An 11,883-nucleotide genomic window follows, 5' to 3' on the forward strand; every position below is an offset into this window, starting at 1 on the left:
TCTTCGTCTTCGTTCACGCTATCGACCGATTCGGGCTATAGCCTGCAACTTGGGTTAAATAGTATCTCCCTGTAAGCTACTCCCTAGCCCAGGGCTTCAGCCCTGGGTTGGCTTCTTCCTGCTGCTTAAAGCACCGTGCTGGAGCCAGGATTATAACAAAAAAACACCTCAGCTGGAGGTCTGAGGTGTTTTCGATCTATTCAGTTGAGCTTCAAAACGTGCGCTGAAACCAGCTTTTGATGTTGTCTACGGTTTCGCCTGTTTTGTGCTGCAGGCGGCCGAACCACTCGTCTTGCTGACCTTCTTCATAATGCAGGTCATCGTCGGTGAGGTTGCTCCACTTCTGCTTGGTCTGGCCTTTGATTTCGTTCCAGTTGCCGCGGGCCCGCAGTTCCGTGCTATCGTCGATACCATTTCTATTAACGTCCATGATCGTAGGTGGTTAAGGTGGGAAAGATGAGCTTTTATACGCTTGAGGTTGGGCGGGGTTGATAATGCCCGAATTTTGCTGACTGTTTTCCGAAGCACGGTCCAGCCTCTTCGTCATCGAAACTCAGTGTCGCGCCCCAACCAACTCGGGGCGCTACCCTCAAAGCTTCTCCGGCCTGAATGCTGGAAATAGATAAGCTTTTGTTGGCTTTTAAAGCTATTCGGTTACATTGATTCTTGCTGGAAAACCGCTTTCTTTAGCCAAGCCATTCTTTGGGAATAATGGCGCAATGGCGCGGAAGGCCGCCTGTCAATAGATTTCAATTTGTTCGCCTCCTGTTGTTATGGATGACCTTCGTACTACGCTAGCCACCTTTTCGCCCACCGACCGGAAGGAATTCACCCAGTTTATCCAGCGTCAGAAGCGCAAACCCAAGGGGCGTATGGACTTGAAGCTCTGTGAGCTGCTGCTCCAGTCCCGCGAGTATACCACGGCCCAGCTGCTCGAGAAGCTCTACCCCGACGAGCCCAACGCGGTAGCTTACTACGCCCTTCGTAAGCGCCTGCTGCGCCACCTCACCGATTATCTGCTGCTGCGCCAGCGCCAGCAAGACCCCACCGCGGCATCCTCGGTGCGCGGCCTGCTCACGCTGGCCCAGTATCTGTTCGAAGTAGGCGTGCCGCGCCTGGGCTGGTCGATGCTGCGCAAAGCCGAAAAGCTGGCCCGCGACAACGAGCAATACGAGCTGCTCAACACCGTCTACAACCTGCAAATAGCCCAGGCCGGCAGCGACCATGCCGACGACCTCGCCGACATCATCCAGCGTCATCGCCTCAACAAAAAAGCCGCCGATGAAGAGGAGCGCGCTGGTATTGCCGACAGCCTCATCCGGCAGCGCCTGCGAAAAGCCCGCGTGAAAGGCCGCGCCGGCGAAGCTTTCGATGGCATCTTGCAGGATGTGCTACGCGAATACGATTTGCAGGAAGCCTTTGCTCGCCGCCCATCGGTGCTGTACCGGCTCATGTCCATTGCCCGCAGCGCCATGCTCGTGCGCCGCGACTTTGTGTCGTTTGCGCCATTTGTGCTGCGCTGCTACCACCTCATGGAAAAGCGCCACGGGTTTTCGCCGGCTCACCGCTACTACCAGCTAGGGCTGCTCTACATGGTGGCGCACGCACTCTACCGCACGCGGCGGTTTCAGGAGTCGGTGCAGTACTTGGAGCAGCTACGGGCCGTGCTGGCGCAAGGCGGCGCGCAAGGTTACCACGCCGAGTGGCTGCCGCGCTACACGTTTCTGCTGGCGGCCAACTACGCCTTTTTGCGCCGCAACGCGGAGAGCATTCAACTGCTGGAAAAGATTCTGCGCCAAACGGGCATCACCCTCACCACCCGCGACCAACTCACGGCCCGCCTAGGCCTGGCCTTTCACTATTTCGCCGAAGGTCAGTTCGCCAAAACCAACCAGACCCTCATCAGCATTGGCCGCTCCGACCACTGGTGCGAGCAGGAAATGGGCCTCGAATGGATGCTCAACAAAAGCATGGGTGAAATGCTGGTGCAGTTCGAGTTAGGCAACCCCGACCTCGCCCTAAACCGGCTGCGGGCCATCGAGCGAATATTGAAGGAACGATTCAGCGCCGCCGGTGAAGGCTACGCCGCCGTACTCGGCTATCTAAGTCTGGTGCGCGAAATCATCGACGACCCCGCCGCAGCCCGCCGCCCAGCCTTCGCGGAGCGAGTAAGCAACCTGCCCGCCTTCGCCCCCCTGGCGCAAGAGGACCTACAAGCCCTCAGCTTCTACGGTTGGCTGCACGCCCGCATGGAAGGCCGCCCCTACTATGAAGTGCTACTAGAACTGGCCACCGCATAGCCACCCCAGAAAAGCTGCTTCCAACTAAAAGCCCAGGTTCTTGAGCAGAACCTGGGCTTTACTCTTGTGTCATAAGCTTCCCTGGTCTGAGTGGCAGCAGTTAGTTGTTAGGAGCGGCGTCGGTAGCGGCCTTATCGGTGCCTACTGCTGGGTCTGGTTTGGCCGTGCTGGTAGAAGAGGAAGTAGTGGCCGAAGCTCTTTCCGCAGCGTTTTCCAGGCTTTGGTTCACTTGGCTGCTGTCGTTAGGGGCTGAGCTAGCAGTGCTGGGTTCGGTGGTGGTTTCAGTCTGGTCGGCGGTTGTATTGGCCTTTTCTTCACCTTTTTGGGTGCAGGAGGTGGCAACAGCTACAACGAGGAGCAAGGGTTTGAAGAATGTTTTCATAGGTTGAGGAACGTGGCTTGATGAACAGATAGAACGACTTTAATAGCCAGCAGTTTCCGAGGTAACCCTCGTCGGCTTTTAGCTCAACAAGTCGCCTTCTCCTGTTCCAATTGGTCTGCTGCGCTGCTCCGCCGCTCAACTTTTCCGGCTGCGGGTAAGTATAGCAAGACGACTCACTCTCCCGCTTACTACTCACTCTGTACTTATGGATTCCACGGCCTCCACCCCCCAAACGCCTCCCACGCCCAACGTGCCGCTCGGCGTCACCGACCAGCAAAATACGGCGTTGCTGGAAGACACGCTTGCCTTGCTCAACGCCGGCGTTCCTGAACATGCTAGCCAGAAAGGACTAACTGAAATTGAGCGGTGGGAAGAGGTGCTGCGTGCCTCTGAGCGTCCGGGCTTGGCCAAGATTATTCAGGAACTAGCCACGCTACGCGAGCAGCTAACCGCCTCCGATACGGCCCCCCACGCCCTAGCCGAAACGCTGGCTACCCTAGGCGCCGAAACCACCAAAGTAGCCGACGACTCGAACGATGATTACTCGGCTCCGTTGGTGCATTTGAGCAAAGTGCTCATCAAAATGGGGTCTTCGCTTTCCCGTTAGGCTTCCTACATAAGGCTGTATAAAAGCGCAACACCCCACCTTGGTCACATGTGGCCAGGGTGGGGTGTCGTGTAAATGCTCGATTGGTAGTTTGTCAATCAGAAGCAGTTTGACGTAAAAGCTGCTGTCTGCTGCAGTGCCGCGGCGTACTTTTGCCGGACTTTGCGGTTTACTCGTTTTATGTCCAGTTCTTCTTCCGCGGCCCTCGCCCTCTACGACCCTTTTGCCGGTATGCGTTTTGGCGAGCAGCAATGCTTTTTGTGCGGTGCGCCTACTACTCCTAGGCAAGATGTAGTGCCCGTTTTTGCCGAGTGGCTAATGGCTCGGTATGATTTGCACGAGCGGCAAATCAAGCTCTTGGATATGAGCATCGTGCGCTATCAGGACTTGCACATTGCCTGCTGTTCCACCTGTCGCACTCAGCATGTGGAGCCGCTGGAAGCACACGTGGAATCCGCTGCTAGTCAGGGCTTGGTGGGTTTACGGAAATTGGACGAGCAGACGTTGTTTCTTTGGCTAGGCAAGATGTTCTACGGTATCTTGGTTACGGAGCTGCTCACTGAGATGAACCCGCTAGCTCGCCCTCAATACCCATTAGCCGAGAATGCTCAGCTTTTTCGGCGGTTTCAGGCGTTCTTCCAGCCTCTTCAAGCGTTGCGCGTACCTATGGAATACGAGGACTTCGTGCCCGGCTCCATCTTCCTGCTTGAAGTCGACCCACGCGAAGACGACTTGCCCTTCGCCTACGATGATGATCTAAGCACTATCACCTTCAGCATCAAACTCGGCAATGCTCAGCTAATGGCTTGCTTAGTCGACAACGGCATCATTGGGCAAGCTATGCGACGAGTGTACCAAGATGCCCAACGTCCTCTGCACCCGGTACAAGTTGCTGAGTTCAAAGCCCGAGTATACTACGCCGCCTACCTGCTAAATGTAGTACCCGACTATTTCCCCCGGCCTTCGCAGCCCGGCGATACCACAGTGGTACTGGACACGCTTATCGACGATGTTACGGGAGAAATATTCAACCCCTGGGACAACAGCGCCTACGGACAATCTTTAATGGAAATGTGGAAGCGGTGGCAGATTTCCATCGAAGAAATCATGCGCGACCCTGCTCAGCCACTTAGCTTCTTGTATGATGCTCAAGGACAGCCTCGGTACTTGGAGCACTATCCGGCAGCCGCTGATGAGCAGGGAAATAAAGCGAGCTAACCTGCTTGCCAGGTTGGCTCGAAAGTGAATTTGGTGAGCTTGATGTTGGGCCAACGACCTTCGAGGCCGCTTTTGCACTCCCGCTCGTTCACTAGTACGTCCACGCAGTGGCGGTGGCGGCGGTTCATGGTATCGTGGATGATATAGACGCCATCCAATGCGTCGGAAATACCGCGTACTCGCACCTTATCGCCGTAGCGGAAAGGGCCGCCCCAAGGAGCTAGCAGGTCACGAGAAACCGCAATCCAGCCGGTTCTACTGGAATGGCGTGCCGGAATGATGGAACCGTCGGCAGTCTCCATCGGGGCATCGTCGGTCTGGTCCAGTTCGGGCCAGTAAGTAGTAGCCGTAACAGTGTACGACAAAGTCTGGGGTATGCGCTTGACAGGCATTACCGGTACTGCTTTAGGTACCGGACGGGGGCTGATGCTAGCTACTGTGGAAGGTAAAGCCAAAGGTGCAGCAGGGAGCGTGCGGGGAGGAAAAAGAACAGTTAGCAGGAATAACGCAAGAGACATGGCGTTTGGGTTCGTGAACTCTCGCTCAGTCTGGAGAGGATAGACAGCCGGCCCGACTCGGCTAAGGGAAGAGCATCATTCCAACTATGATGGAAGAATTGCTCCTGAATTATGAATTCAACGACTGAAATGCTGCGAATGAGCGGTAAGGAAACGAAAAGAATAGTTATTTTAAATAATACATATAAAATTTTGCACTTATGAAGTGCAGACTCTTAGGAGGTGCCAAAGGTACGAGCATTTTTCTAATTCATTTAGCTAACCATGCTCGTTCAATCGGCTGAGCGCTTACGAGTGGAGAGCGAAAAGGGTTGACATAGCTGAGCAATGATACCCTGATTACTACGCTTGATAAGTTTGGAATTGTGAGTGTTTTCTGCTCCTACTTACTGTTCTAAGACGATTATCATGCTGGCAAATATTTCTTCGGTAATAATTTACGCTGTAGCATTTCTCACAACTACTGGCCAACGCTATAGGTCATAATGAGGGTTGCTTTTATGTTACAAACATAGCTAGACCCACCGCTTAGAGTTGAAAGAGTGTATCCACTAAGGAGCACCAACAGCGAAGATTACTGCTAAGCCAAGACTTATCTTGCTTTGATTTGAGCAGCTAATCTGGCCGGCTAGCCATTATATCCTTGGCGCAGATTCGTCGTAAGTGGTAGACGACTACCCAAGAATATGGTATGTTTCAGTAATCGTAAGCATTGCCTTCATTATATTTTAGATAGATTGGGCAGCATAATAAGTAATATATAATGTAACTAATAGTACTTATTGTCAGGTTTATTTGCGAATGCGAATATCAGTTTGTGCTTTCTAATCAGACCTTTTACTTTTACTGCCAACACACCAGCTCCCACCGCATGGACGCTTACTCTTATATCGCCAACGCTCATGGCGACTACATTGATCAACTGTACCAAGCTTACAAGAGCGACCCTGAATCAGTCGATTTTGGCTGGCGCAAGTTTTTTGAGGGCTTCGACTTTTCCCAGCAATACTCCGATGGCAACGCGCCGCAAGCTGCCGGCGAAGGTGTACTAGCTACTTCCGCTAGCACCAACTCCGCTAGTGAAATTCGGGCGACGGATACGCTTGCTTCCGACAAGGAAACGCAAGTTCGCAACCTCATTCACGCTTACCGCAGCCGCGGCCACTTGCGCGCCAAAACCAACCCGGTACGGGAGCGCAAAGACCGCAAAGCGCGCCTCGACATCGCCGATTTTGGCTTAGGCGAGGCCGATCTGGACACTGTTTTCAAAAACGGCGAAGTGTTAGGCTTAGGCCCCGACGCCAAACTGCGCGACATCGTGGCGGCCTTAGAGAAGGTGTACACGCGTAGCATTGGCTTCGAGTACATGTACATCCGCGACCCGCAGGTGCTCGACTGGTTCCGCGAGAAAGTGGAAAAGGACTCCTTAAGCTTCAATCCCAGCCTTGAGTACAAGAAGCGTATTCTGAGCAAGCTTAATGAGGCAGTAGTGTTCGAGAACTTCTTGCACACCAAATTCCTGGGTCAGAAGCGCTTCTCGCTGGAAGGTGGCGAAACCACTATCCCTGCGCTCGATGCCATCATCAACAAGGCCTCCGAATTGGGCGTGCGAGAAGTTATGCTTGGCATGGCTCACCGGGGTCGCCTCAACGTGCTGGCCAACATCATGGGCAAGACCTATGAGCAGATATTCTCGGAATTCGAGGGAACTGCCGTGCCGGACCTGACTATGGGCGACGGCGACGTGAAATACCACATGGGCTACAGCTCGGAAGTGGAAGCCGAAGGTGGCCGTAAAGTGAATCTCAAGCTCGCGCCCAACCCGTCCCACCTCGAAGCGGTGAATCCCGTGGTGGAAGGTTTCGTGCGGGCCAAGATCGAGCACCAGTACGCCGACGACTACCACCAGATCCTGCCCATCCTCATCCACGGCGATGCAGCTTTGGCTGGCCAAGGCATCGGCTACGAAGTGACGCAGATGTCGCAGCTGGAGGGCTACAAGACGGGCGGCACCATTCACTTCGTTATCAACAACCAAGTTGGTTTCACCACCGATTTTGAGGATGCCCGCTCGTCTATCTATAGCACCGATCTAGCCAAGATCATCGATGCGCCCGTGCTGCACGTGAACGGCGACGACCCGGAGGCGGTAGTGTTTGCCGTGCGCCTTGCTACGGAATACCGCCAGCAGTTTCACGCCGATATCTTCATTGATATGGTGTGCTACCGCCGCCACGGCCACAACGAATCGGACGAGCCAAAATTCACGCAGCCCACGCTCTACAACATCATCAGCAAGCATCAGAACCCTCGCGAGGTGTACAACGCCATGCTGGTGCAGCGCGGCGACGTAGATGCTGAGCTGGCGCAGCACATGGACAAGGAGTTCCGCGACACCTTGCAGGCCCGCCTGGACATGGTGAAGCAGAAGCCGCTGCCCTACAACTACCAAGCTCTCGAAAACGAGTGGCGCAGCCTGCGCCGCAGCAAGTCCGAAGACTTCGACCAATCGCCGGAAACGGGCATTAGCGAAGAATTGGTGCAGAAAGTAGGCAAAGCCCTAACGACGTTGCCCGAAGGCTTCCGCCCGCTAAAGCAGATTGAGAAGCTGATAGAAGAGCGTAAGAAAATGTTCTTCGAGTCGCGGATTCTGAACTGGGCAGCTGGCGAGCTGCTGGCGTACGGCTCGTTGCTGGAAGAGAAACACATTGTACGCGTAAGCGGCCAGGATTGCCAGCGCGGCACATTCTCGCACCGCCACGCCGTGCTCCACGATGCCGAAACGTCGGCGCCCTATACCTCGCTCAACCACATCAGCGAAAATCAAGAGCAGCTCCGCATTTATAACTCGCTGCTGAGCGAGTACGGCGTGCTAGGTTTCGAATTTGGTTACGCCATGGCTAATCCCACGGCGCTGGTGGTGTGGGAAGCGCAGTTTGGCGACTTTGCCAACGGCGCCCAGACTATGATAGACCAGTTCATTGTGTCGTCGGAGAGCAAGTGGCAGCGCATGAATGGCGTAGTGTTGCTGTTGCCCCACGGCTACGAAGGTCAGGGGCCGGAGCACTCCAACGCCCGCCCCGAGCGGTTCCTGCAACTGGCGGCCGAAAACAACATCATCGTGGCCAACATGACCACGCCGGCCAACTTCTTCCATGCTTTGCGTCGGCAGCTGACCTGGGAATTCCGCAAGCCGTTGGTGGTGATGTCGCCGAAGTCCATGCTGCGCCACCCGTTGTGCGTGTCGCCGATGGAGGAGTTCACCAGCGGCGGCTTCCGCGAGGTGCTCGGCGACACCTACGCCGATGCTAAGAAGGTAAAGCGGGTGCTGCTGTGCACGGGTAAAGTGTACTTCGACTTGCTGGAAGAGCAGCAGCAGTCGGGCCGCACTGATGTGGCGCTTGTCCGGCTGGAGCAGCTGCATCCCTTCCCCAAAAAGCAACTCGATGCCGAGCTGGCGAAGTACCCCAAAGCCAAGGTGTACTGGGTACAGGAAGAGCCCGAAAATATGGGCTACTGGAATTACCTGCTCCGTTTCATGCGCCGCGAGCTAGAAGACGTTGTTTCCCGCAAGCCTTCCGCTTCTCCGGCCACTGGCTACAACAAGGTGCACGTGAAGGAACAGAAAGAGCTAGTGGCTCGCGCCTTCGACAAGCCCCGCGAAGCCGTTGCCGACGAGAACATCAAAGAAACTGCCGCCAACGCCCAAAAAACGGATTAGTGTACCTTGGCATGCTGAGCAGATAAGCGCGGTAAGCAGCCAGAGCCCTTTGTCACTCCCGGGATAACGCAACCGTTTATGATAACTGAAAAGCAAATTCAAGCCATAGCCCAACGCATTGTTGCGCGGTACCAGCCTGATCGAATCATTCTGTTCGGTTCGTATGCGTACGGTACTCCTACGGAGGAAAGTGACTTGGATTTGCTTGTTATCAAAGCCAGTGACATGCGAAAGAAGTGGGAGCGAATTGTCGCGGTTAGAACAGCTATTCACGATCTTGGAAATCCGGCACTGGACATTCTGGTGCTCAACGAAAAAGAAGAGGAACGAGCACGCCAGATTCGTTTCGTTGTAGAGCACAAAGCATTACGCGACGGGCGTGAATTGTATGCAGCCGCTTAACGACTTAGAAAAAGAACTGCTGCGCCAGTGGTTGCGCAAAGCGGACGGCGACTTGCGAGTGGTTGAGCGACTAGCCGATGCACCGGAAGATTACGACGCAGTTGCTTTTCATTGCCAGCGAGCCGCAGAGAAGTATCTGAAGGCACGCTTGGCAGCCCCGGGCGAGGACCCGCCCCGGACGCACGATTTGCTTCGTTTGCTTTCCTTGCTACAAGCGGTGGAATCTTTTACTTCTTCGGAAACTGATATGGCTCAACTGCTCACTCCTTTTGGCGTAGCAATACAGTATCCTGGCGAAGATGAAGAGCCGCCTGTTGCGGAATTGCTGGTTGCAGCGCGTCACTTTCGCGACAGGTAGCTCTACTCAGCTGATAATATTTTCACCCCTCCCCGAAACCCTTCAACTCTCCCACCTATGGGTCTGGAAATTAAAATCCCCGCCGTCGGCGAGTCCATCACCGAAGTCACGATTGCTAAGTGGCTCAAGAAAGACGGCGAGGCCGTGAAGCGCGATGAAGTAATTGCCGAGCTAGAGTCGGATAAAGCCACGTTTGAGCTACCCGCCGAAGCTGACGGCACCCTGAAAATCCGCGTGGCAGAAGGCGAAACCATTGGTATTGGCACCGTCATAGCCGACATTGATGGCGCTGGTGCTCCGGCGGCTTCGGCCCCAGCCGCTGCTCCCGCACAGCCCGCGCAAAGTGCCCCCACTCAGCCCACCGCCGACCCGGTAGATAAAGGAGAGGAAAACCCGCAAGCCAGCAACCAAAGCGGCTACGGTGGCTCGCAAGCCGGCTCTGCCGACACTCCCACACCACCCGCCGCTCCCACTGCTCCTCAGGCAGCACCCGCAACCAGTGGTGGTGCCACGGTAGAGATGAAAATTCCCGCCGTGGGGGAGTCCATCACGGAAGTAACGGTAGCGAAATGGCTGAAGGAAGACGGGGCCCAGGTGCAGCGCGACGAAATCATTGCGGAGCTGGAGTCGGATAAAGCTACGTTTGAGCTACCGGCCGAAGGAACGGGTACCTTGCACCACGTCGCCAAGGAAGGCGAAACCATTGGCATTGGAGCAACGATTGCCCGCATCGAAGGTGGCAGTGGCGCTCCGGCAGCCGCACCGGCCCCGGCTGCTGCGGCTCCAGCAGCTACGCAAGCGGCTCCAGCTGCCGCTCCGGCAACTTCGGCTTCCAGCACCAGCTACGCCACCGGTACGCCTTCGCCAGCGGCTGGCAAAATTCTCGGCGAGAAAGGCATCAGCGCCACTGACGTGCAAGGCACGGGCCGCGACGGACGCATCACAAGAGAAGATGCCCAGAACGCCCAGGCCAAGCCAGCCGCGCCAACACCAACTGCCGCACCAGCTGCTCCAGCCCAAACTCCGGCGGCTCAGCCGCAAGCTGCTCCGGTAGCCAGTGGCAACCGCAACCAGCGCCGGGAGCGGATGAGCAACCTGCGCAAAACGGTGGCGCGCCGTTTGGTGGCAGTGAAGAACGAAACAGCTATGCTCACCACCTTCAACGAGGTGAACATGCAACCCATCATGGACTTGCGCACCAAGTTCAAAGACAAGTTCAAGGAGAAAAACGGGGTGGGCCTGGGCTTCATGTCCTTCTTCACCAAAGCCGTGTGCGTGGCCCTGAAAGAATGGCCCTCCGTGAATGCCCAGATTGATGGTACCGACATTGTATTCAACGACTTCTGCGACATCAGCATTGCTGTTTCGGCCCCTAAAGGGTTGGTGGTACCCGTGATTCGGAACGCGGAGGAGCTGTCTTTCGAAGGCATCGAGAAAGAAGTGGTGCGCCTCGCCACACTGGCCCGCGACAACAAGCTTACCATCGAGCAGATGACCGGCGGTACGTTTACCATCACGAATGGCGGCGTGTTTGGCTCCATGATGAGCACTCCTATTATTAATGCTCCGCAGTCAGCCATTTTAGGTATGCACAATATCGTGCAGCGCCCAGTCGCAGAGAATGGCCAAGTGGTGATTCGGCCGATGATGTATCTGGCCCTGAGCTACGACCACCGCATCATCGACGGCCGCGAATCGGTGTCGTTCCTGGTGCGCGTGAAAGAGCTGCTAGAAGATCCGAGCCGCTTGCTGCTAGGTGTCTGAACCACGGATTCGGGCGGATTTTTCGGATTGCACGGATTTTGTGAATGGCGCGGACGTAATCAACCTTGTCCGAAAAAAGCAACAGAGCTTGCCAAGTGGCAAGCTCTGTTGCTTTTTAATCGTCCACAAAATCCGTGAAATCCGCTAAAATTCGTGCTAATCCGTGGTCCTAGTCGACTGGCAGTTCACGGCTGCGGGTAGCACTCAAGCGGGTGGCTAGCTGCTTCGCCAGTTGCTTGGCCTCTTCCGCTTTCGAGCCCGAGAAAAATTCTTCTACCGTTGAAGAAAACAGATTCAGCCAATGCTCTACGTGGGCGCCGCTGCGGGGAAGAGCAATTTGCTCGGGCAGCGGTTCGCCTTCCGTGGTTCCCTGCCCGAGCAGCGTGCTGCTCCAGTATCGGTACTGCGACGTCAGGTAGTGAGGCCAGTGAATACGAGCGGCAGCGCCGAAGCTTGCGCCCAGCAGCGTATCGTTGGTAGCCTTATGGCACAGCGTATCAACTAGAGTTTTGATGTCGCCCTCATTCTGAATGTCGTGGCGGGTAGCTGAAGTTTTCATGGGCAGGGGGATAAGAACGGTTGGGCTACCAAGTACGCAGCGAATTTACGCAGG

At 55.5% G+C, this 11,883-nt stretch carries 11 protein-coding genes; 7 read left to right on the plus strand and 4 right to left on the minus strand.

Going from position 1 to position 11,883, the window contains the following annotated elements; all coding sequences use genetic code 11:
• Positions 1–211 precede the first annotated feature (211 nt).
• Positions 212–430 carry a CsbD family protein gene (locus ACYSMN_RS02035; protein ID WP_488922170.1) on the minus strand — a complete coding sequence of 73 codons (219 nt, stop codon included), beginning with the start codon at positions 428–430 and terminating at the stop codon, positions 212–214.
• Between the two features lie 343 nt (positions 431–773).
• Here ACYSMN_RS02035 and ACYSMN_RS02040 point away from each other — a divergent pair, with 343 nt between their 5' ends.
• Entirely contained in the window at positions 774–2,300 is a 1,527-nt protein-coding gene (locus ACYSMN_RS02040) for a hypothetical protein (RefSeq protein ID WP_488922171.1), read from the plus strand.
• Between the two features lie 100 nt (positions 2,301–2,400).
• Here the strand turns inward: ACYSMN_RS02040 and ACYSMN_RS02045 are convergent, their stop codons facing one another.
• The gene (locus ACYSMN_RS02045) at positions 2,401–2,682 is read right to left on the minus strand and encodes a hypothetical protein (RefSeq protein ID WP_488922172.1); all 282 of its coding nucleotides are present in this window, start codon (positions 2,680–2,682) and stop codon (positions 2,401–2,403) included.
• Positions 2,683–2,887: 205 nt separating this feature from the next.
• Between ACYSMN_RS02045 and ACYSMN_RS02050 the strand changes: the two genes are divergently transcribed.
• Both ACYSMN_RS02050 and ACYSMN_RS02055 read left to right on the plus strand, forming a co-directional pair.
• The gene (locus tag ACYSMN_RS02050) at positions 2,888–3,289 is read left to right on the plus strand and encodes a hypothetical protein (RefSeq protein WP_488922173.1); all 402 of its coding nucleotides are present in this window, start codon (positions 2,888–2,890) and stop codon (positions 3,287–3,289) included.
• 180 nt (positions 3,290–3,469) lie between these two features.
• The gene (locus tag ACYSMN_RS02055) at positions 3,470–4,507 is read left to right on the plus strand and encodes a hypothetical protein (protein WP_488922174.1); all 1,038 of its coding nucleotides are present in this window, start codon (positions 3,470–3,472) and stop codon (positions 4,505–4,507) included.
• Here ACYSMN_RS02055 and ACYSMN_RS02060 read toward each other — a convergent pair.
• Positions 4,504–4,872: a hypothetical protein gene (locus ACYSMN_RS02060; RefSeq protein WP_488922175.1), complete on the minus strand. Its 369-nt coding sequence runs from the start codon at positions 4,870–4,872 to the stop codon at positions 4,504–4,506. The two genes, ACYSMN_RS02055 and ACYSMN_RS02060, sit on opposite strands and share 4 nt — an antisense overlap.
• A gap of 1,024 nt (positions 4,873–5,896) precedes the next feature.
• On the opposite strand from ACYSMN_RS02060, the gene ACYSMN_RS02065 reads away from it, so the two are divergent.
• The 4 genes from ACYSMN_RS02065 (at position 5,897) to odhB (ending at position 11,270) form a co-directional block, all read left to right on the plus strand.
• Positions 5,897–8,746, plus strand: coding sequence for a 2-oxoglutarate dehydrogenase E1 component (locus tag ACYSMN_RS02065; RefSeq protein WP_488922176.1), 2,850 nt, complete (start codon positions 5,897–5,899; stop codon positions 8,744–8,746).
• Positions 8,747–8,824: 78 nt separating this feature from the next.
• Complete coding sequence (locus ACYSMN_RS02070; RefSeq protein ID WP_488922177.1) at positions 8,825–9,148, plus strand: nucleotidyltransferase domain-containing protein; 324 nt, start codon at positions 8,825–8,827, stop codon at positions 9,146–9,148.
• Complete coding sequence (locus ACYSMN_RS02075) at positions 9,135–9,506, plus strand: HEPN domain-containing protein (protein ID WP_488922178.1); 372 nt, start codon at positions 9,135–9,137, stop codon at positions 9,504–9,506. The genes ACYSMN_RS02070 and ACYSMN_RS02075 overlap by 14 nt, the downstream gene beginning before the upstream one ends.
• 57 nt (positions 9,507–9,563) lie before the next feature.
• On the plus strand, positions 9,564–11,270 hold the full coding sequence (gene odhB, locus ACYSMN_RS02080) for a 2-oxoglutarate dehydrogenase complex dihydrolipoyllysine-residue succinyltransferase (RefSeq protein WP_488922179.1): 1,707 nt from the start codon (positions 9,564–9,566) through the stop codon (positions 11,268–11,270).
• A 169-nt stretch (positions 11,271–11,439) separates the two neighbouring features.
• Here odhB and ACYSMN_RS02085 read toward each other — a convergent pair whose 3' ends face one another.
• Positions 11,440–11,829 carry a group III truncated hemoglobin gene (locus ACYSMN_RS02085; protein WP_488922180.1) on the minus strand — a complete coding sequence of 130 codons (390 nt, stop codon included), beginning with the start codon at positions 11,827–11,829 and terminating at the stop codon, positions 11,440–11,442.
• Between the last annotated feature and the right edge of the window lie 54 nt (positions 11,830–11,883).

The sequence above is a fragment of the Hymenobacter sp. M1-2 genome (genome assembly GCF_057808495.1).

Coding starts and splice junctions, on each gene's coding strand:
- ACYSMN_RS02040 (WP_488922171.1), top strand. CDS start 774: ATGGATGACCTTCGTACTACGCTAGCCACCTTTTCGCCCACCGACCGG.
- odhB (WP_488922179.1), top strand. CDS start 9,564: ATGGGTCTGGAAATTAAAATCCCCGCCGTCGGCGAGTCCATCACCGAA.
- ACYSMN_RS02075 (WP_488922178.1), top strand. CDS start 9,135: ATGCAGCCGCTTAACGACTTAGAAAAAGAACTGCTGCGCCAGTGGTTG.
- ACYSMN_RS02065 (WP_488922176.1), top strand. CDS start 5,897: ATGGACGCTTACTCTTATATCGCCAACGCTCATGGCGACTACATTGAT.
- ACYSMN_RS02055 (WP_488922174.1), top strand. CDS start 3,470: ATGTCCAGTTCTTCTTCCGCGGCCCTCGCCCTCTACGACCCTTTTGCC.
- ACYSMN_RS02035 (WP_488922170.1), bottom strand. CDS start 430: ATGGACGTTAATAGAAATGGTATCGACGATAGCACGGAACTGCGGGCC.
- ACYSMN_RS02045 (WP_488922172.1), bottom strand. CDS start 2,682: ATGAAAACATTCTTCAAACCCTTGCTCCTCGTTGTAGCTGTTGCCACC.
- ACYSMN_RS02085 (WP_488922180.1), bottom strand. CDS start 11,829: ATGAAAACTTCAGCTACCCGCCACGACATTCAGAATGAGGGCGACATC.
- ACYSMN_RS02070 (WP_488922177.1), top strand. CDS start 8,825: ATGATAACTGAAAAGCAAATTCAAGCCATAGCCCAACGCATTGTTGCG.
- ACYSMN_RS02050 (WP_488922173.1), top strand. CDS start 2,888: ATGGATTCCACGGCCTCCACCCCCCAAACGCCTCCCACGCCCAACGTG.